32 protein-coding genes and 2 pseudogenes are annotated in these 25,612 nt (G+C 42.9%); 13 read left to right on the top strand and 21 right to left on the bottom strand.

Annotation, left to right across the window (positions count from 1 at the left end; genetic code table 11):
* Positions 1 to 147: 147 nt before the first annotated feature.
* From FFM84_RS16450 to FFM84_RS02115, 4 genes and pseudogenes are all read left to right on the top strand, one after another.
* Positions 148 to 246: pseudogene (locus FFM84_RS16450) on the top strand (helix-turn-helix domain-containing protein); the annotation flags it as partial.
* Between the two features lie 36 nt (positions 247 to 282).
* Positions 283 to 645: a hypothetical protein gene (locus FFM84_RS02125; protein WP_225424680.1), complete on the top strand. Its 363-nt coding sequence runs from the start codon at positions 283 to 285 to the stop codon at positions 643 to 645.
* 165 nt (positions 646 to 810) lie between these two features.
* Complete coding sequence (locus FFM84_RS02120) at positions 811 to 1,311, top strand: isochorismatase family protein (protein ID WP_130843642.1); 501 nt, start codon at positions 811 to 813, stop codon at positions 1,309 to 1,311.
* Between the two features lie 140 nt (positions 1,312 to 1,451).
* Positions 1,452 to 2,413, top strand: a pseudogene (locus FFM84_RS02115) (aldo/keto reductase).
* Between the two features lie 81 nt (positions 2,414 to 2,494).
* On the opposite strand, the gene FFM84_RS02110 reads toward FFM84_RS02115, so the two are convergent.
* The 4 genes from FFM84_RS02110 to FFM84_RS02095 all read right to left on the bottom strand — a co-directional run bounded on the left by FFM84_RS02110 (position 2,495) and on the right by FFM84_RS02095 (position 5,332).
* The gene (locus tag FFM84_RS02110; protein WP_170179868.1) at positions 2,495 to 2,986 is read right to left on the bottom strand and encodes a hypothetical protein; all 492 of its coding nucleotides are present in this window, start codon (positions 2,984 to 2,986) and stop codon (positions 2,495 to 2,497) included.
* A 155-nt stretch (positions 2,987 to 3,141) separates the two neighbouring features.
* Complete coding sequence (locus tag FFM84_RS02105) at positions 3,142 to 3,597, bottom strand: ASCH domain-containing protein (protein ID WP_130843644.1); 456 nt, start codon at positions 3,595 to 3,597, stop codon at positions 3,142 to 3,144.
* Between the two features lie 63 nt (positions 3,598 to 3,660).
* The gene (locus FFM84_RS02100) at positions 3,661 to 4,677 is read right to left on the bottom strand and encodes an aldo/keto reductase (RefSeq protein ID WP_130843645.1); all 1,017 of its coding nucleotides are present in this window, start codon (positions 4,675 to 4,677) and stop codon (positions 3,661 to 3,663) included.
* Positions 4,678 to 4,765: 88 nt separating this feature from the next.
* On the bottom strand, positions 4,766 to 5,332 hold the full coding sequence (locus FFM84_RS02095) for a TetR family transcriptional regulator (RefSeq protein WP_130843646.1): 567 nt from the start codon (positions 5,330 to 5,332) through the stop codon (positions 4,766 to 4,768).
* A 158-nt stretch (positions 5,333 to 5,490) separates the two neighbouring features.
* Here FFM84_RS02095 and FFM84_RS16275 point away from each other — a divergent pair, with 158 nt between their 5' ends.
* Together FFM84_RS16275 and FFM84_RS02090 are read left to right on the top strand one after the other, a co-directional pair.
* The gene (locus FFM84_RS16275; protein ID WP_225425230.1) at positions 5,491 to 5,814 is read left to right on the top strand and encodes a YhgE/Pip domain-containing protein; all 324 of its coding nucleotides are present in this window, start codon (positions 5,491 to 5,493) and stop codon (positions 5,812 to 5,814) included.
* Positions 5,815 to 5,859: 45 nt separating this feature from the next.
* Entirely contained in the window at positions 5,860 to 6,765 is a 906-nt protein-coding gene (locus tag FFM84_RS02090) for a hypothetical protein (RefSeq protein WP_225428140.1), read from the top strand.
* Between the two features lie 143 nt (positions 6,766 to 6,908).
* Here the strand turns inward: FFM84_RS02090 and FFM84_RS02085 are convergent, their stop codons facing one another.
* The 15 genes from FFM84_RS02085 to FFM84_RS02015 form a co-directional block, all read right to left on the bottom strand.
* A complete protein-coding gene (locus FFM84_RS02085) occupies positions 6,909 to 7,703 on the bottom strand; it encodes an alpha/beta fold hydrolase (RefSeq protein ID WP_130843647.1) in 795 nt (264 codons plus the stop codon).
* Positions 7,704 to 7,949: 246 nt separating this feature from the next.
* Positions 7,950 to 8,927, bottom strand: a complete 978-nt coding sequence (locus FFM84_RS02080) for a Gfo/Idh/MocA family protein (RefSeq protein WP_130843648.1) — start codon at positions 8,925 to 8,927, stop codon at positions 7,950 to 7,952.
* Between the two features lie 140 nt (positions 8,928 to 9,067).
* Positions 9,068 to 10,861: a translation elongation factor 4 gene (lepA, locus tag FFM84_RS02075; protein WP_130843649.1), complete on the bottom strand. Its 1,794-nt coding sequence runs from the start codon at positions 10,859 to 10,861 to the stop codon at positions 9,068 to 9,070.
* A gap of 17 nt (positions 10,862 to 10,878) precedes the next feature.
* Positions 10,879 to 11,532, bottom strand: coding sequence for a TetR/AcrR family transcriptional regulator (locus tag FFM84_RS02070; protein WP_130843650.1), 654 nt, complete (start codon positions 11,530 to 11,532; stop codon positions 10,879 to 10,881).
* Positions 11,533 to 11,718: 186 nt separating this feature from the next.
* A complete protein-coding gene (locus FFM84_RS02065) occupies positions 11,719 to 12,669 on the bottom strand; it encodes a quinone oxidoreductase family protein (protein ID WP_130843651.1) in 951 nt (316 codons plus the stop codon).
* A gap of 66 nt (positions 12,670 to 12,735) precedes the next feature.
* Positions 12,736 to 13,266 carry a hypothetical protein gene (locus FFM84_RS02060; RefSeq protein WP_130843652.1) on the bottom strand — a complete coding sequence of 177 codons (531 nt, stop codon included), beginning with the start codon at positions 13,264 to 13,266 and terminating at the stop codon, positions 12,736 to 12,738.
* A 113-nt stretch (positions 13,267 to 13,379) separates the two neighbouring features.
* On the bottom strand, positions 13,380 to 14,147 hold the full coding sequence (locus tag FFM84_RS02055) for an ABC transporter permease (protein ID WP_130843653.1): 768 nt from the start codon (positions 14,145 to 14,147) through the stop codon (positions 13,380 to 13,382).
* Entirely contained in the window at positions 14,140 to 14,787 is a 648-nt protein-coding gene (locus FFM84_RS02050) for an ABC transporter ATP-binding protein (RefSeq protein ID WP_130843654.1), read from the bottom strand. The genes FFM84_RS02055 and FFM84_RS02050 overlap by 8 nt, the downstream gene beginning before the upstream one ends.
* A 195-nt stretch (positions 14,788 to 14,982) precedes the next feature.
* Positions 14,983 to 15,324: a hypothetical protein gene (locus tag FFM84_RS02045; RefSeq protein WP_130843655.1), complete on the bottom strand. Its 342-nt coding sequence runs from the start codon at positions 15,322 to 15,324 to the stop codon at positions 14,983 to 14,985.
* Between the two features lie 119 nt (positions 15,325 to 15,443).
* Positions 15,444 to 15,983 (bottom strand): hypothetical protein, encoded by a 540-nt coding sequence (locus FFM84_RS02040; protein WP_130843656.1) that lies wholly within the window; start codon positions 15,981 to 15,983, stop codon positions 15,444 to 15,446.
* 191 nt (positions 15,984 to 16,174) lie between these two features.
* Positions 16,175 to 16,585, bottom strand: coding sequence for a DUF3021 domain-containing protein (locus FFM84_RS02035; protein WP_130843657.1), 411 nt, complete (start codon positions 16,583 to 16,585; stop codon positions 16,175 to 16,177).
* A 13-nt stretch (positions 16,586 to 16,598) separates the two neighbouring features.
* The gene (locus tag FFM84_RS02030) at positions 16,599 to 17,054 is read right to left on the bottom strand and encodes a LytTR family DNA-binding domain-containing protein (protein ID WP_130843658.1); all 456 of its coding nucleotides are present in this window, start codon (positions 17,052 to 17,054) and stop codon (positions 16,599 to 16,601) included.
* Positions 17,055 to 17,080: 26 nt separating this feature from the next.
* Complete coding sequence (locus FFM84_RS02025; RefSeq protein WP_130843659.1) at positions 17,081 to 17,953, bottom strand: ABC transporter permease; 873 nt, start codon at positions 17,951 to 17,953, stop codon at positions 17,081 to 17,083.
* Between the two features lies 1 nt (position 17,954).
* Positions 17,955 to 18,815: an ABC transporter ATP-binding protein gene (locus FFM84_RS02020; protein ID WP_130843660.1), complete on the bottom strand. Its 861-nt coding sequence runs from the start codon at positions 18,813 to 18,815 to the stop codon at positions 17,955 to 17,957.
* Positions 18,816 to 18,985: 170 nt separating this feature from the next.
* On the bottom strand, positions 18,986 to 19,876 hold the full coding sequence (locus FFM84_RS02015) for an SDR family oxidoreductase (protein ID WP_130843661.1): 891 nt from the start codon (positions 19,874 to 19,876) through the stop codon (positions 18,986 to 18,988).
* A 115-nt stretch (positions 19,877 to 19,991) separates the two neighbouring features.
* Here FFM84_RS02015 and FFM84_RS02010 point away from each other — a divergent pair, with 115 nt between their 5' ends.
* Positions 19,992 to 20,609, top strand: coding sequence for a TetR/AcrR family transcriptional regulator (locus FFM84_RS02010; RefSeq protein WP_165450043.1), 618 nt, complete (start codon positions 19,992 to 19,994; stop codon positions 20,607 to 20,609).
* 62 nt (positions 20,610 to 20,671) lie between these two features.
* On the opposite strand, the gene FFM84_RS02005 is transcribed toward FFM84_RS02010, so the two are convergent.
* Positions 20,672 to 21,139, bottom strand: coding sequence for an RrF2 family transcriptional regulator (locus FFM84_RS02005; protein ID WP_130843663.1), 468 nt, complete (start codon positions 21,137 to 21,139; stop codon positions 20,672 to 20,674).
* 21 nt (positions 21,140 to 21,160) lie between these two features.
* On the bottom strand, positions 21,161 to 21,745 hold the full coding sequence (locus FFM84_RS02000) for an NAD-dependent epimerase/dehydratase family protein (protein ID WP_130843664.1): 585 nt from the start codon (positions 21,743 to 21,745) through the stop codon (positions 21,161 to 21,163).
* Between the two features lie 145 nt (positions 21,746 to 21,890).
* Between FFM84_RS02000 and FFM84_RS01995 the strand changes: the two genes are divergently transcribed.
* The 6 genes from FFM84_RS01995 (at position 21,891) to FFM84_RS01970 (ending at position 25,569) form a co-directional block, all read left to right on the top strand.
* Positions 21,891 to 22,181 carry an ArsR/SmtB family transcription factor gene (locus FFM84_RS01995; RefSeq protein ID WP_130843665.1) on the top strand — a complete coding sequence of 97 codons (291 nt, stop codon included), beginning with the start codon at positions 21,891 to 21,893 and terminating at the stop codon, positions 22,179 to 22,181.
* A 62-nt stretch (positions 22,182 to 22,243) separates the two neighbouring features.
* The gene (locus FFM84_RS01990; protein WP_130843666.1) at positions 22,244 to 23,398 is read left to right on the top strand and encodes an MFS transporter; all 1,155 of its coding nucleotides are present in this window, start codon (positions 22,244 to 22,246) and stop codon (positions 23,396 to 23,398) included.
* Positions 23,399 to 23,477: 79 nt separating this feature from the next.
* A complete protein-coding gene (locus FFM84_RS01985; RefSeq protein WP_130843667.1) occupies positions 23,478 to 23,933 on the top strand; it encodes a universal stress protein in 456 nt (151 codons plus the stop codon).
* Between the two features lie 18 nt (positions 23,934 to 23,951).
* Entirely contained in the window at positions 23,952 to 24,437 is a 486-nt protein-coding gene (locus tag FFM84_RS01980) for a TspO/MBR family protein (RefSeq protein WP_130843668.1), read from the top strand.
* Positions 24,438 to 24,578: 141 nt separating this feature from the next.
* Positions 24,579 to 24,917 carry a PadR family transcriptional regulator gene (locus FFM84_RS01975; RefSeq protein ID WP_130843669.1) on the top strand — a complete coding sequence of 113 codons (339 nt, stop codon included), beginning with the start codon at positions 24,579 to 24,581 and terminating at the stop codon, positions 24,915 to 24,917.
* Complete coding sequence (locus FFM84_RS01970; protein WP_130843670.1) at positions 24,904 to 25,569, top strand: DUF1129 domain-containing protein; 666 nt, start codon at positions 24,904 to 24,906, stop codon at positions 25,567 to 25,569. The genes FFM84_RS01975 and FFM84_RS01970 overlap by 14 nt, the downstream gene beginning before the upstream one ends.
* The last annotated feature ends 43 nt before the right edge of the window (positions 25,570 to 25,612 follow it).

The raw sequence follows: 25,612 nt of genomic DNA, 5'->3' as shown, positions 1-25,612 counted from the left end.
GACCAAGACATTTGACAGACAGTTGTGTGCCTTTATGCCATGCTAAGTACCAGAAAGGAGGACAATCTGATGACCCCACTTAAATTACAAACTACGCTAGTCGCCTATCGTAAACAGCAGCACCTCACATAAACAGAGGTTGCTGATAAGTTATTCATTTCCCGGCAAAACATTTCCAATTGGGAGAACGGCCGGACTTACCCTGATATTCAAAGTCTCATTCTATTAGCTAGTCTCTATCACGTCACAGTGAACGATCTCGTCAAAGCCGATTTAATCATCATGCAAACACAAACAGAAAAGCATCATCTTAAATTATTGATTACCGGTATACTAATCACGCTCATCCTAATTTATGCCCTGTTTATCAGTCTTCGCTGGTTACCGATGATTCCAACAGTCATGGCAATTGCCGCTGTGACAACCATTGGGCTCATACTAACTGGTTATTTCATTCACCTGAGTAATCAGTTACACTTAAAAACGTTTCGACAAATTAAAGCTTACTTACGTCATCAACCCGTCCCAAACCAGCAACAAAAACATCAATGGTTAGGTTGGTTATTGGGTGCCATAATTGGTATCTTAATTGGTGGCGGACTAACTTGGTGGATTGCCACGGCTATTTTACATTGGTCATTTTAACAAGATATCACATTTAGTTATGACGATTATTGCCAAATTGTGATTAGCCAATGAACCGATTCCTCGTTATCATTAAACTTAATGCTGGTACTGAATCCTCAAAGTTGTTTTTGATTAGTCTCAGCACTACACTTAACTTATTATTGTTTATTTGGAGGAACTCTCATGGCACAAGCACTTATCGTCATTGATCTGCAACAGGCCTTACACGATCTTGATCAACGTGATCAAGTCGTCGCAACCGTTAATCAACGAATCGATCAATATCGCGCGGCTAACCGACCGATCATTTTTATTCAACATACTGAACCAGGAATGGAAATCGGCAGTCAGGCTTGGCAACTCTTCGAGGATCTACATGCGCTAAGTTCTGATACTTACTACCTTAAAACCCGACCAGATGCATTCTACCAAACTGGGTTGGAAGCTTTTCTTAAGATGAATAAACTTGAAAACATTGAAATCTGTGGCGCTCAGGTTGAATTTTGTGTCGATACCACGACGCGAGTAGCTTACCATTTAGGTTTTAAGGTCGATCTTCTAATCGATGGTATTAGCACCCTTGACAGCGAGCTTCTAACTGCTACGCAAATCAAAGCCCATCACGCTCATATTTGGGAACATCGTTTTGCGGAATTTGTCACTCCGGCAACACCGCTAGTTTAATAAACCATCAAGTCACACCATTAGTTTTAGCATGTTGGTGTGGCTTTTTTTGCGCAATCCCCTTTTTCGACTATACTTGACTTAGCGTCAACTGTAAGTGCCATACTATAACTATTAATCATAAAAGGAGCACTAAAATAATGAACTATCGTAAATTTGGCAAAACTGGGTTTAATATCAGTGAAGTATCATTGGGTACCTGGCAATTAGGTGGTAAATGGGGCACCCCGTTTGATGAACAAGATGCCCAAGCGACGTTGGCGGAAGCTTACGATCGTGGCGTAAACTTTTTTGATACCGCTGACGGTTACCAAGATGGCGCCAGCGAACGCGCCGTTGGGCAATTCATCAAAACGCAATCACAAAAGTCGGCCGGAAAGAAGAGCCACTGACGGCTGAACATTTTAGTCCCAAAAATATTGATCGTTATGTCGATAACTCTTTGAAAAATATGGACATTGACGCACTCGATATGGTGTTATTACACTGTCCCCCAACAAGTGTGATGTATCAACCAGAAACATTCTTTGAACTCGATCGACTACAAAAACTTGGTAAGATTCGTCATTATGGCGTCAGCGTTGAAAAGGTTGAAGAAGGCATTAAAGCCTTAGACTACAATGTTGCCGGCATTGAGATTATCTTCAATATGTTCCGGTTACGGCCAGCTAAGTTGTTCTTTGACTTGGCCCAAAAGCACGATGTCGGAATTCTAGCACGGGTACCGCTAGCCAGTGGTTTACTTAGCGGTAAATACACTGCCGATACCAAGTTTGCCCCAGCTGATCATCGGAGCAATAACCGTCACGGTGAACACTTTGACAAAGGTGAAACCTTCTCAGGTGTCGACTACTTGACTGGAGTTAAGGCCGCTGACAAACTGAAACAACGGCTAGGGACCGATCAACTCGCAGCGATGGCATTACGGTACATTTTGATGTATGACGCGGTTTCCGCGGTCATTCCCGGTGCCAGCAACCCGACCCAAATTGAACGTAACACCGCTGCCGCTGAATTAGCGCCTTTCACCACCGAACAAATGGCCATTGTTCAATCCGTTTATGATCAATATATTAAGAACCCTGTCGACTATTTGTGGTAAAAAGATAAACCTAAACTCATAACCTTAAAATAGACGTTAGAACACCACAATAGGAGTTCTAACATCTATTTTGTGTCTTAGTTACCACCAACTCATGTCTGGAATCAACCAAACAAGTGTCACCGTCATTGGCAAAAATCCCAATAATATGCCAATACTCGCTGCACGAGACAAAACAATTAAACCACGCAAGCGCCGGACTTTAATGGTGTGAGCTCGCGATAAAACATACTGTTGCCACATAGTCCACATCATGAAGCCCCAAAGTAATACAGCGTCGATTACAGCAACCCAACTAAGGCCAGATTGCCAAGGACTAACTTGGTCACCCATAATCAACAATGTCACCACTAATAATAACCAAATCGTCATCAACCAGCGTGAAACCAGCCGATATTGCCGTTGAAGTTGTTTAAATGTCGGCCGTTGTTTTATTTCAGCGATTGCTTGATGATAGTCCGCCATTGGAACACCTAAGTCCAACCGATCCTTGGTTATGGCCCGATTAAACCAGATCAGATAAATCATGCTAACAAGCATTAGGCCCATGCTCATCAAAAAAATGATCCACACTTTACCAACTTCTCTCTATAGCCTGTCGTAATCATTTTATAATTATTATACACGTTACATTTACTTGTTAAAATCACAACTAGGTTAAGTTTCACGGTCACCACATATAAAAAACCGATAGCTTAACATCTAGCCATCGGTTCATCATTAAATTACTATATTGGATAAATCACATGAAACTGCTCTAACACAATCGGTGCCTGCTCTAGATCAAACTTGCGTCCCGTCTCCAGATATTCAGCTTCAAAAAAATTCTGATGAACTTGCCGCCAATAAGCCAAGCTGCGATCACCCTCGCCCTCACGATAAGCATGGGTTGCATCGACTTCTGAAAATGGCTTAATCGTGACACTATCGGTTTTCGTCACACACAGCGGCTCATCATTGGCATCCAATACCACATCATATTCACCCACTTGTGGCAACGGCTCATCGGCTTCGTATAAATCTGCGGCACTGGCCGTTGCCGTTTTGGTGCCGGCAACAACTAATGCACCTAGCTGATTGGTTTGCTCCGCCTGATCACCAAACTTGTACGCTGACGTTAGCTTAGCATCCGCTGGTAAGTTTAGCACTTGCTTGGCTTGCTCAAAATAGACTGCTGGATTCATTTCATTTCCCCATTTTTCTTTAATCTATTTCTAATTTACCAAACAAGTGCTTTTTTGCCAAGTTTATTTTGCTTGCCAATCAATCGGTGTTTGAGCAGCCAAGATCGTTTCGATTTTTGCTAATTCATCATCGGTAAAGTCCAAATGATCGAGTGCTTGCACGTTATTAACGACTTGTGCGGGCCGACTAGCGCCAATCAAGACACTCGCCATCGTTGGTTGCCGTAAATTCCAAGCCAAGGCCATTTGGGCTAAACTTTGTGATCGCGTTTGTGCCAACTCGTTCAAAGCCCGTACGGTAGCCAAGGTTTGCTCGACTTGCGCGGGATGTAAGAAGGGAATCGTTGACTTATTCGCCCGTGAATTTTCCGGCACACCGTTTAGATATTTATTAGTTAGTAAGCCTTGGCATAATGAACTAAACCCAACGGCCCCTTTGTGTTCAGCAGCTAATTCTGGTAATAAATCCGTTTCAATTTGGCGATTGAACATGTTGTAACGTGGCTGATCGATAATGAATGGCGTCTTCATTTCTTTAAAAATCGCGGCCATTTTTTTAACTTGAACACCGCTGTAGTTCGACAAACCAATATACAACGCTTTACCTGAACGCACTAGCTGATCCAATGCCAAGGCCGTTTCTTCACTTGGCGTTTCCGGATCAGGCCGATGACTATAAAAGATATCAAAGTAATCCAATCCAGTACGTTGTAAACTTTGATCCGCACTGGCAATAATACTCTTGCGTGATCCCCAATTGCCATAAGGTCCCGGCCACATCACATAACCCGCTTTACTGGCAATCACCATTTCATCACGATATGGCTTCATGTCATGCGCCATAATTTGGCCAAAATTAGTCTCGGCACTACCGGGTTCTGGACCATAATTATTAGCTAAGTCAAAGTATGTAATCCCTAGATCAAACGCCTGATGAATAATCGCCTTTTGATTCGCTAACGGGTCAACACTCCCAAAATTATTCCAGAGTCCTAGCCCAATTGCGGATAATTTAAGGCCACTGTCACCCACTCGATTGTATTGCATGGTTTGATAACGATCTGCCGCTGCTTGATACATTTAAATCCCACCTTTTTTCAATTAGTATGCCTCCTTATGATACCGCTTGCAGCTTAACTTGTTGGTAAAACTTTACTACCTAGTTTCATCAATCAATGGCTGCTAAGATTGGTCCTAAAACTTGACCCAAACTGTCCGCTAATTGACGCCAATCGTCATTGCTTGGCAACTGGTTATTTTGTAAATAACTCATTAACAATCCTAGCGTGACACCCCCCACCACGTTCACTTCTAACGGCGCAACTGACCGTTGCAACGTGGTTTCTAATTGTTGGCGCATCGTGGTTTGCAAGGCCTGTAACAACTCGGCTCGAACAGTTGGAATTAAAATCATTGCCTGTAAAGGTTCGCGCCAAGCCGTCATAAATTCGGTTAACTCGGGGGCTAAAGCAGTAAACGCTTGTTGAAAACTTTTGCCTTGTGCCACCAATTCACCGCGTTTTTGTAAAGCACGCTGCAACCAATCTAAAAGATCTTGTGTTAATTTTTCCGTCACCGCATATTTATCCGTAAAATGCTGATAAAACGTTTTGCGATTAATCATCGCGCGTTCTGAAATTGCCTTAACCGTTACCCGTTCAAACCCCTCTGTCATCACCAATTCTAAGAAAGCAGTCATAATGATTTTCTCCGTTTTTTTAACCCGCAAATCCATGTTAAATCCCCCCACCATCAATTCCTTGATTTTTGTACCGCTAAGTAACACTTTGATTAACATTGTCCCGTTAGGTCCCCAGTTAATGTTATTTTGACCATGGTGGGCCAACCTCATTCGGCCTACAATGACCCCATCATCAAAAAGGGGGAATCATTATGTTAACTGTATTCAAGCGTAAAAGCATCTGGCTGGCCATCCTCGTCGGGACGATTCTCATTGGATTGTTCGCTTTCGCCCAAGTGGGTGCCCGCTCATCTGTTAAAATTCGCCATTTACCCGTGGCATTAGTTGTCGCCGATCATGGTACTCAAGCCAAAAAGGTCGCCCATCAACTTCGGCGTACCAACTCTGAATCTGACGCTAAAATCAAATGGATCACGGTCAAGAAAACTGCCGACTTGACCGATGGCTTTGCCAATAGCCGCTACTATGGTGCCTTGGTTATTCACAACGGCTTTAGCGCTGACTTACAACGCTAGGCCAACTACTTGAAGGGCCAATTAATCACCCAAAAATTAACCGCAATGGCTACTAAACAACCAGCGGTCGCAATGACCGCCCCATTCCAGCAACAAAAACAACTTGCCAAAGCCTTAACCGCTCAAACCCCACAAGCCGCCAATGTCACCTTATACGTTAGCCAAGGTAACAACATCACCGTTGCCAATCTGCTCACAACAGCCTTGCCCCAACTCGTTACCCATCTAAATCAGACCTTAACCGGCAAGTATCAACAAGTCGCCAACAAAGCGAACTTAACCCTAACCGCCGCGAACTGGTCACAATTACAAACGCCCATTAAATCAAACCTAGTTAAACGCAATCCGGTCTCTGAAAAACAATTAAGTGGCATGGCGCCATTTATTATCACGATTCTTTGCTGGATCGGTTGCCTCGTCTCTAGTCTAATCAATTGGCGTGACCACATTAGTCATGAATCTCGTCGTACCGATGGTCGGCTTTCAATGACCAGTGTCACTAGTCAACTCATTACCGGCTTACTGATTGCTGGTGGAACCGCGTTAGCTATTTACAGCTTCGTTAAACTCATTTATGGCATGCCAATCCAAGATTCAACACAGTTCATCTGGTTAACCGGCGGCATTAGTTTCGTGTTCTACTTGATTCAAACCGCCGTCTTAGACTTAGCCGGACTAAAAGGTTGGCCACTACTACTCGTCATCTGGATTGGGTCCATGGGGGTCATCACATTTGTCCCACAAATGCTCAGCAATTTTTATCGGCAATTTGTTTACAATGTCACCCCGATTCACTTTGCCTACGAACTTATCAACAATCAACTGTATCTACAAAACGCCCCAATAACTGGCGCCGCTTTAACGGTTATGATGATCATTGGTTTAAGTGCCATCGTCTTGATGTACAGCTCAACCTTGATCAAAGGTCGCCAACCAGCAACTGAAAAGTAATAGATCTCCCCAAAAAACAAAGCGCCACGCTGAAAACCAGCGGACGCTTTGTTTTTTGTTCAGTCCGCCGTTTCATTTTAGCGTAACGAACGATAGCCAACCTGTCGAAAAAAGGCCCCCAGTTGCGGTGGTAGACCTACAAACTAACCAAATGACCTTAAAAATTCACGAAAGTAAGCAGCCAATAATGCTGGCTGTTCCAAGGGTAAGTTATGTCCCGCCCGATCAAACAACCCAACCGTCCCATGCGGTTGTCGCTGCATGAAGGCCAACTGTTCTTCAAAACCAACTTGATTATCAGACCGCCCCAATAACATCGTTTGCGATTGTGACAAGCTTGCCGCTTGTAAGGCCGTTTCAAATGATAATCGATAATATTTAGACTGCTCACGTTGCAAGGTGTGAATGAACGATTTGTCGCAACGTCTAATTCCCGGCAAAATTTGAGCCTGATATGCTTGCCAAGTCGTAGGACTAATCACCGCACTCATTTTTTGATAGGCTTTGGCCTGTTTGGGATGCTCACGATAATCAACTGGTGCTGCTACCAGTGCCGGTCTTGAGACCAAGATGCGTTGATCACCTATCGCCGTAAATGCCGGGCACGTTGTAAATATCTGTTGAACCGCGACATCTTGATAAGCTAATGCTAGCGTCAAGTAGCCGCCGTATGAGTGCCCGACCACCGCATATTCACGATGACCGATTAATTCATGAATCGTTCGTTGAACTAATCTTAAAATATCATCGCTATTAGCCTGTGCTAGTGGCAACGCCGGGCTCCCCCCCATTCCTGGTAAGTCAATGTAAATACGTTGCACTGGTTGATTGCTCAGTAGTGGCTCATACCAGGCTTGCATCGATGTCATATCTAATGCCAAACCATGTAGAAAAACGACCGGATACCCGGTCCCAATAACTGTTGTGTTTAATGCCATCTACCCACCTCTTATTATTATCTTATCGTTTTAATAACTCTCCATTTGTTAATATAACTAATCAGTTTTCAATGTTAGGTCCTATCTACCAAAGTGATTATACTACAGTAAAGATTAGCCAGTCGGATGATTTCACTAATCTTTGCCGGTCGGCATTGAGAGTCTATTAGCTTAAAATCAATTAAATAGCCCCACAAAAATAACCACGAACCGAGCGTCATTTGACGTTTAGTTCGTGGTTATCTTTTATCCTAATTTTAATTGTGCATCGGCCAAGGCCTGATCGACAACCGCCATCACCTGTTGGGAATGGTCGAGCTGCTGCCGAACGAATACCATGTCGTGATCGGCAATAACTTGGTCGAATTTAACAAATTCTGCATACATCCGGTGGGGATGCGTATTAACATCTATCGACTGCGCTGGTTCAGGTCGCACTTGTTGGTCAAAACTAGGCACTTCATTGGTTGGTCCTTGAACCACGATTGAACCTGCAGTCCCCTCCAATGTCGATTGAATTGGCGCGGTGCTGTCTTTGGCCCCAATGCAAACCACCTTAGTGTCTGGATAATCTAAGATTAAGACACCGGACGTATCAATCTGCCGTTCAATGTTTGGTAAATAGTGAACGCCGGTTGGGGCGCCTAATAAGCCAACGACAAAATGAATATTGTAAATGTTCAAATCCATCAAAGCACCACCGCCTTTACGAGGATCAAAGGCGGGTAACACATCGCCGGCCTTAAAGGCGTCATAACGTGAAGAGTATTGTGAGTAATTGCAACTCACAATCTTTAACGCGCCTAATTGCGGCAATGCTTGTTTAATGGCTTGATAATTTGGTAAATACTGATTGGTAATTGCTTCAATTAACACTAAATCTTGGCTTAAAGCCAGTTCAGATAATTCCGTTAATTGCGATGCCACTAACGTAAACGGCTTTTCACAAATAACATTTTTTCCTTGTTGTAACGCTTGTTTCGTAAAGGCGTAATGTAAATGATTAGGTAGCGCCACATAGACGGTATCAATCGTGGGATTGGCTAATAATTCCGCATAATCAGTATATGCGCGTTTGATGCCATAAGTTGTTTGCAACCGTTCAATTTTGTCGTGACTGTGGGCCGTACCCAAGATTGCGGTTAGTTCAATTGATGGAATATCTCCCACCATCGTTAAAAAATCTTGCACAATTTTACCAGAACCTAAAATTCCTAAATGCATCGTTATCAGTCCTTTCGTTCAACTTGATCAGTGCTTTTAGTATACCTGGTTCATTCATACAGATCAGGTTTAACGCTGATTTTGGACTTCGTTTTCAAAATTAACCATTGCGTTTCGACAACACTGAACAAAACGTTCAATTAAAGCGAGAGTTCTAACACCGCATTGAACACATCCTGCGACAAGGTAACATCACTCTGCGCGGCTTGCCGTTTATTAACACTTTGCCGTCGTAGCAATGCTTGCTTCTTAGATGTACTGCGCTTTTCACCATTAACCGCTGCATTCTTACGCAACGGTGGCACATCTACGCGTGCGACCGACTTACCTTCAACAATCGCTTGCGCAGGCATCGGGTAAAGTTTACGTGGAATCGTATGTTTCAGTTTTTCAACGAGTTTTTGCGTCATTGCCGGCGCATCTTCGCGGTGAACAATAAACGATAAGGCATCGACCTTGGCATAATTCACGTTGACTTCTACCTTGACGACATCCGCGATATCATAGTCCGCAAACGTGGTTTCTAAGGTGGCATAACCGTGTGAAATCGACTTTAGCGCATTGAAAAAGTCATAAGCAATTTCTGAAATGGGTAACCGATAATGCAGTTCAATCAGGTCGCCCTGATTAGCCATATCAACCAATTGGCCCTTGTGACTATCAGCCAGTTGCATCACGTCACCTAGAACATCGTTTCCGGTTGTGATTGTCGCGTTTGAAAACGGTTCTTCAACGTAGTCGATATCGGCAAAATAAGGAAACTTAATCGGATTATTGACCATTAACGTGTCATCAGTTTTCAAATGCACCCGATACGTTACGTTGGGCGCAGTTGTCAAAACATCTAGCTGATATTCATCATGCAAGCGTTCGCGAATAATTTGTAAGTGAAAAATCCCCAAAAAGCCACATCGAAACCCAGGCCCCAAGGCATCAGAAACTTCGGCGGCGTAGTGAAACGATGAATCATTTAAAGCTAACTTTTCAATGGCTAATTGTAAATCATGATAATGATCGTCTTTGGGATAAAAGCCTGCAAATACCATTGATTTAGCCGGTTCATATCCTGGTAATGCTTGAGCTGTTGGTGTCGTTTGACTGGTAATCGTATCACCAACCCGCAATGCTTGTGGATCTTTTAATCCAGTTACCAAATAGCCGACTTCTCCAACATTAAGACTGTCCAATGCTGTGAGTTGAGGCATAAAGCTCCCAATTTCCTTGTTCGGTAATTTTTGATCATGCGCCATTAACAAAACGGGTGTCTTTGCAGTGAGCTGACCATCGACAATACGAACATAGGCAATGATCCCTTTGAACGGATCATAAACCGAGTCAAAGACTAAGGCTTTCAATGGTGCTTTAGTCTGACCCGCTGGTGCTGGAAAATAGTCTTTGATCGCTTCTAAGACCGCATCTACACCTAGTCCGGTTTTCGCTGAAATCTTTAAAATCGGACTATCCAAAAACTGAACAGCCAATTGTTTAATCTGTTGTTCAGTCCGTTCAACTTCGGCCATCGCACTATCGATCTTGTTAATAACCGGTAAAACCTTGAGACCGTTTTTTAAAGCCAAACGTAAATTGGCCACCGTTTGGGCTTGAACGCCCTGAGTGGCATCAACTAATAAGATGGCACCATCACTGGCGGCCAAACTTTTAGACACTTCATATGAAAAATCGACGTGCCCTGGTGTGTCGATCAAGTTATATTCATATTCTTGACCATCAGCCGCCGTATAAAAATTACGCACGGTACGCGACTTAACCGTCACCCCGTGAGCTTGTTCCACTGCCAAATCATCTAACAATTGGGCTTTACTTTCCCGCTGACTAACCGTTGCGGTTTGTTCCATAATCCGATCCGCTAACGTTGATTTGCCATGATCAATATGTGCAATAATCGCAAAGTTGCGGATGTGACTTGTTTCCATAATCTTTCTAGTCTCCCTTATAAGGTCAATGTTGGATAGCGGCCCAGCAAATAATACTTAAAGCTTGTCACCGCATCAGTTTTGATATTAATTTTAAAGTGTTCAAAGTTCTGTTCAATTAATGGGCGTTGCTGAAACTCATCTAACGCCGCTAAGTTCATTAAACCGCTAATAATAGCACTTTGAACTAAGTATAATTGACTGACTTCAGCCACCGTCAAGGTCGGAATTTGCGTACAGATGGCTTGTGCTAACCGTTCATTTACATCGTACAAAGCCTGACGATGAGCGATTGTTTGTGCTAAATTCGCGCCTTGTTCTAAGATCGGACCACGTAATGCATTCAACCGTAATAAGGTTGCATGGTGATCGATTAAGTTGGCTGTTTCAGTCAGTAAGAGTGCTGCAAACTGCGTGAGATCTAAAGTTTGTCCGTCGACTTGTTTGATGATACCTTCAAAATAATCACAGTAGCCATCAAGTAGTAGCGTCATGAACAAACTTTCTTTACTTTCATAGTAATTAAATAACGTACCTTTTGAACAACCGGCCTGTTTTGCAATCGCAGCCATTGTAATTTGACTGAACGACTTTTGTTCAAATTGTTGTTGTGCGGCAGTCGCAATCGCCCGCGCTTTTTCGGCTTTTTGGCCGGTGGTTAAGCTATTCATCGTTAAGACCTCCATTTTTGACTATTGGTCATTTTTGATTTTAAAAAAAACTTGATCAATATTAGTCTTCATTTCAAAACTGACTATCGGTCAATGATGATTAATTTAACAGCCAACGACCACTTTGTCAATACCTTCAAAAAAATGATCCAAGTTATCCACGATAACTTAGATCATTAATCAAGGCTATGGTTGCAACAAAATCTTACCCGCGACTTTACCTTGCTCCAAGGCCTCATGTGCTTGAGCCCCTTCAGCTAACGGAAAAATCGTTGGTACGTTCAACGTGATTTGCTGACGTTGAACATAACCGAATAAACGAGCTGCTCGCTTTTGTCGCGACGGCGCATCAATCAAGAAGTCCCACAAATCACCAGTCATCAAGCTCTTTGACCCTTGCATCAGCGCTAACGGATCAACTTTAGGCGGATTGCCACCAGCCATACCATAAAAGACAATACGGCCACGCGTCGCCGTTAACTGCAGGCTTAATGGCACCGTTTTACCCACACCATCAAAAACAGTCGCAAAGTAGTCATGATAATCTTTCGCCCAATCGTCATGGCGCAAGAAGACTTTTTCGGCACCGGCATCTAAGGCCAACCGTTGCTTAGCTGGCGTTGAGGCCACACCATAAACCTGACAGCCATCTGCCGTTAACATCTGTGACAATATTTGACCCACACCACCGCTAATGCCATGAATCAGCACCCGATCGCCGGGTTGATTTTGAGCTAAATCATGTGCTAAGAAATCCGCAGTTAACCCTTGCAGCCCAATACTAGCTGCAAACTGATCTGATAGTAAATCTGGTACTCGAATAACATTAGCGACTGGCACCGCAACCAGTTCCGCATTAGCCAGTGGCACATCGACAAACATGACCCGATCACCAATAGCATAGTCGGTTACTGCTGACCCCACTTCGACAATCACACCAATACCTTCATAACCATCAATATAAGGTGTATGGTCCGCTAAATGATACGTGCCCTGACGGCGATAAATATCAGCATAATTCAACCCAATATAAGTGGTTTTAACCAAGACGGTTTCAGCAGTCACAATTGGGTCAGCAACGGTTATATACTGTAAAACTGACGCTGCACCAAACTCGGTAAACGTTAGTGCTTTCATTCAAAAATCACCCTTCATCAACTTTGACTTAGCCTAACGTTACCACTTAAAACGCAACTTTTCACGCTAGTCGCGTTCTCGCTGACGTTGCCGACGCTCGTGATGCTGCGCTTGTAAGTGCGCATTAGCTTGCATCTCCGTTGGAAAAGCTGCTTGCGCGCGCCACCAAACACCACCACGTTGCACCAACAGGGTCACGCCAATATATAGGATTAAAGTCGTTGAACTACCAGTCCACAATTGATCGATCGCCAAATGACCACCAATACTGATCACCCATAAGACTAAAGTGAGCCAATTACCTTGTCGCATCACCAAGCCGTCATCGTTGACCCATAAGTGATACGTTAGCGCCCGTAACAAGCCAAAGCCAATGGCACTGACCCCACTAAGACCGCCAAAGAGCAATGCTTGTGACCAAGTGATCGTCAGATGTTGTTGTGAAAAGGCATCGTAAAGTGAGGTTAATCCAAATAAAATCACTAACCCGAAAAACATAGCTTTAAACCGAATAACTTTAGCCGCCAATTGACGACGAATAATGACAATGAGTAGCCAGGCCCCTAAAACAAGATTAGTTAGACTTAAAGTTTGCATATTGTTAGTCCTCCAAAATTTTTAATGTTCTTAGTATACTGCCAATCACTTAATTGTCATGTTCTTCTGAGCTAACCGGTTAAAAAAACGGGCCAAGTGGTTAACCCGGCTCGCTAAAACTCATGATTTAGTTGCAAATCCTGATTGAAATATTGCGGATACATCAAGTAACAGGCAATAACACTGCCAATGCTAGTCGCTGCTAACAGCATGAACGTGACCATAATCTGATACATAATGGCTTTCGTTGGATTAATTCCAGCAAAGATCAACCCGGACATCATTCCCGGTAAACTAACTAGTCCCACCGTTTTAGCGGAGTCAATCGTTGGTGCCATGCCCATCCGAATCGCTTGACGCACGAGTTTTGACGCGGCTTGTTTCATCGTCGCACCTAACGCGAGTCGTTCTAAAATTGCTTGGCGCTGATCGTGAAAGCTAGCGGCTAAACTCCGATAGGCTAACCCGATTGCGATCATGGCATTACTGGCAATCATCCCAGTGATTGGCACCACTTGGCTCGGCGTAAATTTAATCGTCCCAACGACTAACAACAAACACAAGGTTAATCCAGTCGCTACTAGTAAGGCCAAACCACTAATGATAAACGCATGTGGCATTTTGTTGGCTCGTTTACCCGCATTATACGCGGCATTCAATAAGATAATCGCCACCATACCACCGGTTAACCACCCACGGTCGAGCTTGATCACATAAGTTAACACATAACCCACGACCGTTAATTGAATCACTGCACGTATAACCCCGACAATAATATCTTTTTCAAGACCGATACGTTCGTGCCAATTGATAATTAGCGCAATGACCACTAGGGTTACCGCAAAACTTAACGCTAGTGGGCTGACAATTAAATTAGTCATGTTGTCCCTCCAATCTGCCATCACGAATCTCAATCATGTTCGTCGCACTGGCCAATTCACTGTCATCATGCGTCACAGATAAAATCGTGAGTTGTTGCCGATGATAATCGTCAATAAGTCGATGAACAATCGTTTTAGTTTCCTTATCCAGTCCCGCGGTCACTTCATCTAGCAGCAACACTTCTGGTGGGAACATCAAATTGCGAATCAAAGCCACACGTTGCTTTTCACCACCAGATAATTCCACGATCGGTTGTGTCAATGTTCGATCAGTGAGATCCACTTTATCTAGTGCTGCTGATGCCGCCAATTGATCAAATGGCAACCCTCGAATGGTAAACGGGAAGGCCAAATTATCTTGGACCGTTTCACCGAACAATGTCGGTTGCTGGAAGCAATAAGAAACCCGTTTACGATAAGTCGGTTTATCATAGCTAGACTGCGGTTGCCCCATAAAGTTCAGCTGGCCACTCGTTGGCGTTAATAAACTGGCTAGCAGGCGTAATAATGTACTCTTTCCTGAACCAGATGGCCCAGTAATCGTCAGATAGTCACCGGCCGGAACCGTCATGATAATCTCGTCTAACACATGATGATCATTCGGTACATAACTGACTTGTTCAAGCTCAAAAACGTTCATTCTGATCCCTGCTTTCTACTGAAAAGCCGTTTAAGTTTACTTTGCCTCTGTAAACGCTTGATAGCAAGTAAAATGAAATAAACCAACCAGTCCGCAAAATCATAATTTAAAAATGAGTCATTCGTAATGCCAGGATTGGTCAAATAAGTTTGCTGACTTAAATAATGTTGCTGGCTAATGCACATTTCACCTAAATCACGTAGCCAAAGAATGGAAACTAAGTCGGTCGGCAGTTGACGAAACCATTTTCTGGCACACCGTTTCGGCATCATATATCTCACAAACTGCCCCACCTAAAGCCATCCCTTGAAAGCTGTCTTGAAATAGTGATAAGCCATTTGAGAGTTGCAACAAGTCATAATAATCGCTCGGTAACGCCAATTGCTTCATTAATTGAAGGTCTTCCACGCTAATTGGTGTATTAAAACTCATTTTTTCTTCAAATACCCCACCAATATTGACAATTTGAAACGATTTTTGACCATTATTCGTCAGCGTTTTCAACCCATTGATTGCTACCAACATTCGCTCATTCATTATTAAAACTCCCTACTTTGTCACGATGCTTTATTTTAGATTCGTATGTCATTATTTGTTGTGCCCAAATTTGAACTATTTAAGTTTGGTTACTTTATTGCTACTACTCAATTTGATTCTTAAAATAAATAAACCGCTATATTAATCAAATCCATCACCAACAGACAGACTGGTAGCCAAAAAACATCTGACACAATCACATATATGAGATAGGTTCGGTATAACTGATTATAGGCAACGCTTTGATCGGTGACTACCTTAAAATTTAGTTTGATCATTGTTTTTTGCTGCTGCCAATGGCTCACTACTCTGGCCTGAAAAATAAAGACGATCAGCACTAAAAATCCAAACGCTAGTTGTGTAATTCTGGCAACTAGCTCAAATTGTGTGACTAAGGTCAGAATAATCATGATAATGGCCGTAATTTGGGTCAAACGAATAAGTTGTTTCAATTTTTTTAGTAACGGATCTAAATCCATATAATTAATTTTCTTAAGAAGTCCCATTGAGACAAATTGATCAAGTTGCTGATTGAACTGTTTTCGAAGTGTTAACCGAACTAACCAATAAATGATGAGCAAGGCATATGCCGTCACTAATTGATTATAAATCCCGTTAGTCAACAAATGTGGCAGTAACTCACTTGGATAAAACGTCATTAATCCACTGTCTCCCATCTACAGTTTTTTGTAACCATTCTCCTAAATGAGTTAATTTTAGCAATCCCGAAAAACTAATAAAATCAAATTAATGTAATTTTTTAGTAAATAGTGCAAAAAAAGCATGGATGATAATTATCCGTTTAATTGACCGATCTAAGTCAAACAAACCAATAATTAATCATCCATGCTTACTTCTGCGACTGATTCCGTTTCAACAAGGCTTGATTAATCTTAGTCACCCGCAAATGCTGATTGAATCGGACAACTGCATAAATGCCCACATAAATCACAATATACGACCAACCAAACGACCAAATCGCACCCGCTGCCGGCCAATTAGTAGGCACGCCTTGATAACTTAGCATGCCAATTACGAGCACAAAGGTGCCCACAAAATGAATGCCAAGCGCCGCTAAGAAACTCAAGCGATCACTATCAAATACCAACGTTAAAATCCCGATCGCCGCGCTCATCAACAAGACACTCACAATGCGACCAGAACTATGCGGCCAATTTTCTAAATGACTCGCCAGCAACAATAAGTAGGCAACGCTCCCATATCCCGCTCCCTGCATCGCATAGCGTAAAACCTTATTCACGTTTTTGCCTCCTTTAAATGCCTAGTCGCTGCATCAAATTTTTAACATATTTTCGACTGACATCTGCTTTAACTTGATTGGCTAAAATTGCAGTCATATTACCGGAAAAGCTGTCCTCTAACGAGCGTAAATGATCTAAATTTAACAGGCCATGTTTGGATACTTGAACAAACGTTGTCCCTGGCAAGCGCTGCATAAAATGCCGTAACGTGTCCCGAGTTTGAACGGTCTCACCAGTGGTGTATAGACACAATAAATTAGCTTGAATTTCGACCGATACAATGGTTTGAACTTTAATCATCACTAATCGGTCCGGCGTTTTGATTGGAATAATACCAGTTGGTGATGCCTGAAATTGTGCTAAATACGTTTCTAAATCCGGCACTTGCCCGGTTTCTGCGGCCGCCTGAATGACAATCAGTGGATCATCAGGGTCGATTTCAGGGTGCTCTTCAAATTGTTGGCGCACCAAAACCGCCTCCATTTCAATACGAATTAACGACTAGCACGTAACTGACGTGTGTGCCACAAGGTTACTAATTGCGGAACCATCACAATCAACAACGCCCCAATCAAGATCATACTTATTATGTGAGTCGTCGCAGCCGGTGTCAATAATGTCGACCACTTTAGTCGGATGCCCATCAAACGTTCAAAATGAAGTCGCGTCTGCTCAACTGGAAATGCCGTCTTTAAAGTCGATGACATCAATAATTGCCGAAAGCGCGCAGCTACGTAACTCCCCGGCGTCAATTTAACTAATTGCTGTGCCGCAGTTGGCAAGCTGCCAATTGGTAAGTAAGTCCCCACTAAGAATCCAGAAGCCGTCCCAACAATACTTTCTAGCTTACTCAAATTACTTAGTGATCGGACTAACTGTAATAAAATCGCATTAACTAAGGTGGCAACTAGCGCACTACCGATCATGAGAACGCCCAGTTCAATAATCGGCAAATGTGTTAAAGCCAGTTGATCCGTCCAATGAAAATACGCTAACATCACGACTAACATGATTAGTTGCATTAGCGACCCAATCAAGGTGGCACTTAATAGGTAACTCACTTGTAGTTTCAGTGGTCCCGCATCAGTCAATTGTAAATCTAGCGATGTTTGTCGTTCACGATCAACGACTTGTTGTGCCAAACTACTCAAGGTGGTGGTCATCCCAGTGATTGCCAGCGTCCCACCAATTAACCACAAGTCTAATAAGGTTTTCGCATGTGGCACGGCTTGCCAACTTGTTTGCATATTTTGTTTCAAAAAGACCAGATATAGCACAAACGAGATCATCGCACCTAACAGTGAAAAGACAACCCCACTGCGATTACGGAAATATAACTTTAAGTTTCGTTCAATCATTGCATTCATTTTAACGGAGCTCCCTTCCAGTTAAAGCCAAAAACGCATCATCCATCGTGCCTGGTCGAAATTCAAAACTCGTCATCAACGCTTTGACGGCTGTCAAAATTGTTAACGCCGCTTGCGACGTTGGAACATGAAAAGTAACCTGATCATCGGTGATGTTCACCGGTTCCATGGTCACTTGTCGGCATAATTCGGCAACATTTGACGTCGTAATTTGGAGCACACTTGCGGCATGTTGTGCCTTAATGGCTGTCGCGGTACCTTGGGCGATCACATGACCATGATCAATGACATAAACATTATCAGCTGCATCGGCTTCACTCAAATAGTGGGTTGTCAACACAATGGTTAGCCCTTGTTCACGTTGTAATTGTCGTAGTAAGTCCCAGATTGCGGTTCGCGTTTGAATATCAAGGGCTGTTGTCGGCTCGTCCAAAAACAAAATATCAGGATCATTTAATAAAGCCCGGGCAATATCTACTCGTCGCCGTTGACCACCAGATAAAGTACCATAGCGTTGATTCATAAACGTGGTTAAGCCTAATTGTTGACTAACCTCCGTCACTTTTTGTAAATCGACCTGTCGATATTGTCGTGCCCGCAATTGCAAATTTTCTTTAACTGTTAATTCGGTGTCTAAAACGCTCGCTTGAAAGACAACGCCAATTTTGACCTGATCAGCATACGTGATTTTGCCAGTCGTAGGCGTGGTTAGGCCTAACAAAAGTTGCATCGTCGTTGACTTACCGGCACCATTGGGTCCAAGTAACGCCGTAAAGCTTCCTTGTTCAATATTTAAATTCAACTCATTCACGGCAATTTTCTTGTCAAACCTTTTCGTTAAATGTTCAGTCGTTAAAATCATGTCCCTCATCTCCTTGACCCATAGATTACTGGATTATGGGCCTGCTGTAACGCTTATTCAGCTAAGCGGTTGAAATTAGGTGCTAAGTGGTTAACAACTGATTTTAAAATGCAAAAAAAACGATTATCAAGCAATATCTCGCTTGGTAATCGTTACTAGCTACAAACACTTTAGCTTAGTTTCTGGTAAGCCGGTACCAACTCATTGGCCGCAAAATCAGTCAGTTTAGTTGGCCCTAATACCGGCTGATGTTGCCGATAATCGGCATAAAAATCATGATCGCGCTCAAAGGCAACCATCTTAATATATTCGGTCGCAAAGCTAGCCGGTGCACCAGCAGCCAACATACCTTTAAGTGCCGTGTCATCATCGATTTGAACGACTTTCACTTCAAGTCCCAATGCGTTGCCCAAAATTATCGCCACTTGCTGATAACTCAACTCATCACTAGCGACATATTGGCTGGTAACGCCGGCTTCTGGTGCTGTCAATGCCTTGAACACAACTGGCACAATATCAGCTGGCGCAACCCATGATTGTGGTTTATCAATCGCTGCATTTGTATAAATCGTTTGGCTTTGTTTGATCGTCGTCAAATGGCTGAATAGATTGTAATACATGCCAGTCGGCCGTACGAAGGTTAAATTAACACCTGGCAGACCGGCAGTTAGTACGCCTTCAATAATATTATAGATGTGTAATGCCCCCACTTCTGGACCGCCTTCTGCACCAATACTACTCAAATTGACCACTTGCTTAACTTTGTTAGCCTTAACCGCATTAACATAAGTCTGCGCCTGTTGTTTGCCAGCTGCAAAAATATCCATCCCACTTGCGGCCGCCGTAATCATCAAGTAAACCGCATCGGCACCGGCAAAAGTCTGCGTTAAAAAGGCTTCATCAGCGATACTCCCAATAGCTGGCGTTGCTCCTAAAGCCGTAATTTCAGGGGCGCGATCGGAATTATGGCTAATCACCGTTACCTCGTGCCCTGCTTTAAGTAATTGTTGTGTTAATGGTCGACTGATATGGCCCAAGGAACCTGTTAAGATAATTTTCATTAGTTTAATCTTCTTTCATAAAATATAAGTCTATCTTTTTAGCGTGTTGTTATTATAAAAGATAGACTTATATTTTGTCAACTGATAAACTTAATAAAAAAAGGAGTACGAAATCTTGGTAAAACTAAAAGATGAACAAAAACATGATCGCTTGATCCAATCCGCCATCGAATTGTTGGCCATCGCGGGGTTAACCGGCTTTTCAACAACAAAAGTTGCGCAACGTGCCGGGATTCCCCAATCCAATGTCTATATTTACTTTAAAAATAAACAGGCCCTACTTGAAGCCGTCTTTCAAGATACCGTTCATCGCCAAAGTGTTGCAGTCGTGCACGGTTTAGACGAACAGGCGCCCTTAACCCAACAGTTACCTATGAGCATTGAGCGACTCTACCGATTTGCCTTAGCCGAGCCCGCCAGCGTTGCGGCTTTACAGGTTTTATTAAGCGACAGCCAGCTAAAATCATTGCTACACGTTAAGGCCGACGACCAAGCCAATCAACAAATCCAACGACTCATTAAAACTGGTGTCAATCAAGGTATTTTACGGCCAACCGATTTAAATTTTTTGCGTTACTTTCTCTCTCGCCCTGTCTTTCACTATGCTGAGGGTGTCCGTGCCAACTTGTACCCTGACACGCCCGCGGCTTTAGCCGATCTCACCGCCATGATCATGGGTGCGATTCTGCAACCAACGGTCTATCGCGACTGGCTACAGTCGTTGCCTGAATAGGCTTAAACAAATAAGGATCGCAAAATCAATTTTGATTTTGCGATCCTTATTTAATAACTACCTTACGACATACTTTGCCAGTCAACCACACCCGTTTGGAAACTATCAGCTTCTAGTAACTGATCTAAGGTGACCCGTTTTAATTTTTCATTAAAGGCCATATTTGCCCGTTCAAACGCTTGCAAAGCCACTTGCTCGCTTTGACGAATATGCTCATCATCGCCCGGAAATAGCCGTTGGGCCAAGTCCATTGGTGGCATCTGCAATGTACCAACCTGTTCCACGGCATCACTCACATCAAACAAGGAAATCCCAGTGATCGGCTGCTTCAAGCTAAAGCCACCATCTTTACTAGCACTAGAATCAACCAATCCAGCTAATACCAACTTGCGCAGAATTTTCTTTAAATAAGAATCAGAAACGGCTAACCGTTGGCTAATCAATTGACTCTTCAGAGGGGTATGTCCCTGCTGCAGGGCAAGCATTAAGAGCACATAAATACCTTGTTGCGTGCTTTTGTTAATTTTCATAGTTTCATCTCATCTCAAAACTTAGTCATGACCCAATTGCATCAACTGTGTGTATAGCTGATTAACCACAACTTCAACAGCCACTGGTTTTAGTTTAGCAGAAAATCGACCCAAAAACGTTAACAAGGGCACCATCTTCATCATGGTATCTTGGCGTCCGGCTCCATAAACGAGTGTTGGTTCTACATAAGCTAATGGGACGTCACTTTGTTGCAAGTATTGAATTAAATCGGCCTTTGTTTTTAAGAATGCCTTTGGTCCCAATTGACCACCCACGAACCCCATCGCCTGACAATGAGCGGTTTCGGCCAATTTTCGCATTAACTGCGCAGGTTGGTCATTGACTTGCGTTGATAATGCTGGTGACTTTTCAGGCCGGCCAATTAAATCAACGATATAATCAAATTCAGCTGGCAAAACCTGTTTAACCGCCTCAAAATCCGTAAGGTCAACGGCCCGATTGTGAATCCGTGGATCAACTAACTGATTCTTACCTGAGCGCGATAAGATCCAAAAATCGGCCAATGCATCTTTTTGAAGCCACAATTTAGTTAATTCGCGTCCCAAATAACCGTTACCACCTAAAATTACAATTTGTGTTGTCATGATTTCGCTCCATTCCGTGTATATTTAATATCTATGGATATTAAATATACACGGACAAAATAAATAAGCAAGTTTATCGGCTTATATTCTTGATCCGACATTAATTAATATTGACGCCATCAATCTCACATTGTATGATAGTTTCATGATTATCAAACAACAAACACCTAATGAAGTTCGCGCAATCATCTTTAAAGCTTTATCTGATGAGGCGCGGCTCAATATCATCAGTACCTTGTATCAACATCAACAAGAAATGAGTTGCGGCGAGATAGGAGATCAACTAGATATCAATAAGTCAACAGCGTCCTACCATTTTAAGACTTTGCGCGAGGCCGGATTAACGACCACTCGAAAAGTTGGGCAAAATAAATTTGTTTCTTTAAATCTTGATGTTTTTAACACGGTGCTCCCTGGTTTCTTAGATACCTTGTAATGAGGTATCTTTTTTTAGGTTTTGTTGTTCGATAGTTTTAAAACTATTAAAGAGGGATTAAGATGCGACGTTATTCATTATTATTTTTCCTAACCATGTTTTTAATCGGTACCGATACTTTTCTGGTTTCACCATTACTGCCAACCTTGGCTCAACTTTACCACGTTTCGACCGCTGCTTCTGGATGGTTAGTTAGTGCTTACGCCATTGGCTATGCCGGTTTCGCACTAATTTCCGGCCCCATCGCTGATCACTTTGACCGTAAAAAAGTGATGCTCTGGGGGCTTTGTGCTTTTGCGCTTGCCACTTTAGGCTGTGGGTTTGCGCCAAATTTTCAACTCATGCTGGCGGGTCGTTTCTTAGCCGGTGTGAGTGCAGCCTTTATTACCCCGCAAGTTTGGGCTTCTATTCCCGTCATTGTTGACAAAGGACAGATCGTTAAAGTCATGGGATATGCCACTGCTGGCTTATCGGTTTCACAACTGGTTGGCATTCCGATTGGAAGTTATCTAGCGGCCTTTTCTTGGCACACGCCTTTTTGGGTAATCGCCGCCGCGGCAATTATTTTACTAGTCTTACTTTACCGTTATCTGCCAACCCTCACGTTCAGTACAGAAACTAAGACCGGCTTCTGGGCGACCTACGCATCGATCGGTCATCAATCCAACACTTGGCCTTACTTAGCGGCCTATTTTATCTTTCAAACCGGTTCATTTACCGTGATAACATTTATTGCCACGTGGTTCACACACAGTTTTGGCTTAACACTCACCGGTGTTGGGACCGCGATGATTGCTATTGGTGCCGGTAACTTGATTGGCGCGTTATTCGGTAATCGTTTGGTCACCGCAATTGGCTTAACAAAAGCGTTTCTCATCGAATTAATCGTCTTGATCGCCATTTATATTATTTTGCCAATGGTCCATCAATTCTGGCTAGCCGAATGTTTCCTAACCTTGAGTTTTGTTCTCAATGGCTGCCTATTTCCAATCTTTATGACCACGTTACAGTCAACCGCCACACAAGCCCGGAGCACGATTTCATCATTATCCAATGCAGCGATGTATTTTGGTGAAACGCTCGCAGGAATTATCGGTGGCTGGCTATTTAAAACGACGCCTAATTATCTCGGCATCGCTTGGTTTGCGGCCCTCATGATTGCTATCGCCCTTAGCCTATATGCACGAGCTGGCTTATTCCGCACAAAACAGCATTAAGCATATTGATAGACTTCTTTATTATTTTTATATTATCATTTCCATAACAAATAATATAAAATCAATTGGAGGTCTTCTTATGTATAAACGAATTTTAGTGCCCCTTGACGGTTCCGACAACGCTTATTTAGCCCTAGATCATGCCATTAAGTTAGCACGGACCTTTGACGCAAAGTTATTCTTACTCAGTGTCATTGATATCACCCGTTTAAACGTCTACAGTCCTTCAGCCTATGGTGGTGCACTCTACACCGATTTACTCACGATCACTAAAGAAAACCGTACCAAAATTCTTGATCGTGCTAAATTTAAAGCCGAATCAGCCAACGTTGAAACGTTACCCATTCAAATCAACAGCATCCCTAAAACTAGTATTGCCACCGAAATTCCTGACAAATATGACATCGATTTAATTGTTATTGGTAAATCTGGGACCAACGCGATTTCAAGACTCTTCTTAGGCTCAACGACTGCTTATGTTGTCCGCAAAGCCACTGCCAATGTCATGGTCATTAATATGCCCGTTGACAGCTAGTTTTAGGAGGTACCGCTAATGGATAAAACCTATTTACGTGTCCACTGGTGGGAAATCGTGCTGTGGCTCATCGGCGTGGCCATCATCGGCCGCTTATCAAGCCTACTGGCCGGTGATCTACGCGCCATTTATAACGGCTTTCAGTTACCACCACTAGCGCCACCCGATTATTTATTTGGCCTGGTTTGGCCGGTATTATACGCTTTAATGGCGATTGCTGGGGCATTAATTGCACACCAACCAAGAACGTCAGCCAAGAAACGACTCGATTACTTACTATTCAGTTTTCAACTCTTTTTAAACTTTTGTTGGAGCATCGTCTTCTTTGGTCAAAATGAAAAATGGTTAGGCTTGGCGATTATTCTGCTATTGGACTTGTTTGTTGCCTGTTTAATCGCTCGGCTATATCAGCCAGCACGGTGGGCCGCTTACTTGTTAATGCCTTATCTGATCTGGATTCTATTCGCCACTTATTTAACTGTCGGCGTGGCATTACTGAACTAATACAAAGGCGTTTGGAGCTCTGATTCCAAACGCCTTTGTATTATAAAAAAATGATATTTGATTGACTATGTTGGTTTACAACTTAGTAGTAACTTGTTATACTACTTAGTGAAGAAATCGATTTCAGAAAGGTGGTCGCGCATGGCCCAAACACAATTAATCAAAGGCGTCTTAGAAGGCTGTGTGTTAGCCACGATCGCCGAACACGAAGTTTACGGCTATGAACTCATTCAAGCTTTACGGCAGCATGGCTTCACTAATCTCGTTGGTGGAACCGTTTACCCTTTATTATTGAAGCTCGAAAAAAATGGTGACTTAACTAGCACCCTCAAGCCGTCTGCCGATGGTCCCAATCGTAAATACTACCAACTAACGGCTCAAGGCCAACAAACACTAGCCACGTTCGCAACCAATTGGCAACAATTACAAGTCAATGTGGCCAAAATCTTAAGGCAGGTGACCAATGATGACCCAAGCTGATCAAACCCGTAACCGCATGAACCAAATTGTTGACCAACTTAACCCAACTAATCAAACGTATTTTCACCAATTGACCACGTATCTCATGACCAATAGTCTATTTACCAATGAAACCGCCCTCAACCGACAATTACTCGCAATGGCACAAGACTTAGCCGATGCCGAACACGATGGTCTAGACGCCGAACAATATTTTGGTAATGCCCCACAGGCTATGGGTGATGCGTTACTAGCTCAATTACCGCCAGCCAAATTGCGGGAACATCTGCCATTTTTGGCCGTTTTAATTGGAATTAGCTGGTGTTTTTTGATTATTAGTAGTCCGAATATTGCAACCGGTTTACAACTCAACTTACTAATGTTCATCATCGTTCCGATCGTTGAAATCATCATGACCCAACTTATTTTTAAATGGTTTCACATGACCACATATTGGCAACGAACCAATCGTCTGACCAATTGGATCACATGGTTCGTCAATGGACTGTTCTGGATTGTTTGTGTCGGCATCATGGTTCTCTTGATTTTCTTTGTACCAACTACCTATCAAGTCGTCATTGGACAACCGTGGAATTTATTGATCTTAGGGTTATTAGCAGTGATTGCGGTTAGTTATTTTGGATATCAATTGTATAGTTTGCGTCAAAAGTAACCGCCAAAAACCACGTGTTTAGAACTGGATTTGTTCCAGTCTT

The organism is Lactiplantibacillus mudanjiangensis (genome assembly GCF_005405385.1).
In the GTDB taxonomy this organism is placed as follows: domain Bacteria; phylum Bacillota; class Bacilli; order Lactobacillales; family Lactobacillaceae; genus Lactiplantibacillus; species Lactiplantibacillus mudanjiangensis.
This window is presented reverse-complemented; position numbering and strand designations above follow the sequence as displayed.

Coding starts and splice junctions, on each gene's coding strand:
- FFM84_RS02100 (WP_130843645.1), bottom strand. CDS start 4,677: ATGTATCAAGCAGCGGCAGATCGTTATCAAACCATGCAATACAATCGA.
- FFM84_RS02080 (WP_130843648.1), bottom strand. CDS start 8,927: ATGCATTTAGGAATTTTAGGTTCTGGTAAAATTGTGCAAGATTTTTTA.
- FFM84_RS02085 (WP_130843647.1), bottom strand. CDS start 7,703: ATGGCATTAAACACAACAGTTATTGGGACCGGGTATCCGGTCGTTTTT.
- FFM84_RS02120 (WP_130843642.1), top strand. CDS start 811: ATGGCACAAGCACTTATCGTCATTGATCTGCAACAGGCCTTACACGAT.
- FFM84_RS02060 (WP_130843652.1), bottom strand. CDS start 13,266: ATGCAAACTTTAAGTCTAACTAATCTTGTTTTAGGGGCCTGGCTACTC.
- FFM84_RS02070 (WP_130843650.1), bottom strand. CDS start 11,532: ATGAATAGCTTAACCACCGGCCAAAAAGCCGAAAAAGCGCGGGCGATT.
- FFM84_RS02105 (WP_130843644.1), bottom strand. CDS start 3,597: ATGAATCCAGCAGTCTATTTTGAGCAAGCCAAGCAAGTGCTAAACTTA.
- FFM84_RS02045 (WP_130843655.1), bottom strand. CDS start 15,324: ATGAATGAGCGAATGTTGGTAGCAATCAATGGGTTGAAAACGCTGACG.
- lepA (WP_130843649.1), bottom strand. CDS start 10,861: ATGGAAACAAGTCACATCCGCAACTTTGCGATTATTGCACATATTGAT.
- FFM84_RS02000 (WP_130843664.1), bottom strand. CDS start 21,745: ATGACAACACAAATTGTAATTTTAGGTGGTAACGGTTATTTGGGACGC.
- FFM84_RS16275 (WP_225425230.1), top strand. CDS start 5,491: ATGTTAACTGTATTCAAGCGTAAAAGCATCTGGCTGGCCATCCTCGTC.
- FFM84_RS02040 (WP_130843656.1), bottom strand. CDS start 15,983: ATGACGTTTTATCCAAGTGAGTTACTGCCACATTTGTTGACTAACGGG.
- FFM84_RS01985 (WP_130843667.1), top strand. CDS start 23,478: ATGTATAAACGAATTTTAGTGCCCCTTGACGGTTCCGACAACGCTTAT.
- FFM84_RS02025 (WP_130843659.1), bottom strand. CDS start 17,953: ATGAATGCAATGATTGAACGAAACTTAAAGTTATATTTCCGTAATCGC.
- FFM84_RS01970 (WP_130843670.1), top strand. CDS start 24,904: ATGACCCAAGCTGATCAAACCCGTAACCGCATGAACCAAATTGTTGAC.
- FFM84_RS02125 (WP_225424680.1), top strand. CDS start 283: ATGCAAACACAAACAGAAAAGCATCATCTTAAATTATTGATTACCGGT.
- FFM84_RS02020 (WP_130843660.1), bottom strand. CDS start 18,815: ATGATTTTAACGACTGAACATTTAACGAAAAGGTTTGACAAGAAAATT.
- FFM84_RS01980 (WP_130843668.1), top strand. CDS start 23,952: ATGGATAAAACCTATTTACGTGTCCACTGGTGGGAAATCGTGCTGTGG.
- FFM84_RS02005 (WP_130843663.1), bottom strand. CDS start 21,139: ATGAAAATTAACAAAAGCACGCAACAAGGTATTTATGTGCTCTTAATG.
- FFM84_RS01995 (WP_130843665.1), top strand. CDS start 21,891: ATGATTATCAAACAACAAACACCTAATGAAGTTCGCGCAATCATCTTT.
- FFM84_RS02015 (WP_130843661.1), bottom strand. CDS start 19,876: ATGAAAATTATCTTAACAGGTTCCTTGGGCCATATCAGTCGACCATTA.
- FFM84_RS02095 (WP_130843646.1), bottom strand. CDS start 5,332: ATGGATTTGCGGGTTAAAAAAACGGAGAAAATCATTATGACTGCTTTC.
- FFM84_RS01975 (WP_130843669.1), top strand. CDS start 24,579: ATGGCCCAAACACAATTAATCAAAGGCGTCTTAGAAGGCTGTGTGTTA.
- FFM84_RS01990 (WP_130843666.1), top strand. CDS start 22,244: ATGCGACGTTATTCATTATTATTTTTCCTAACCATGTTTTTAATCGGT.
- FFM84_RS02065 (WP_130843651.1), bottom strand. CDS start 12,669: ATGAAAGCACTAACGTTTACCGAGTTTGGTGCAGCGTCAGTTTTACAG.
- FFM84_RS02090 (WP_225428140.1), top strand. CDS start 5,860: ATGGCTACTAAACAACCAGCGGTCGCAATGACCGCCCCATTCCAGCAA.
- FFM84_RS02055 (WP_130843653.1), bottom strand. CDS start 14,147: ATGACTAATTTAATTGTCAGCCCACTAGCGTTAAGTTTTGCGGTAACC.
- FFM84_RS02050 (WP_130843654.1), bottom strand. CDS start 14,787: ATGAACGTTTTTGAGCTTGAACAAGTCAGTTATGTACCGAATGATCAT.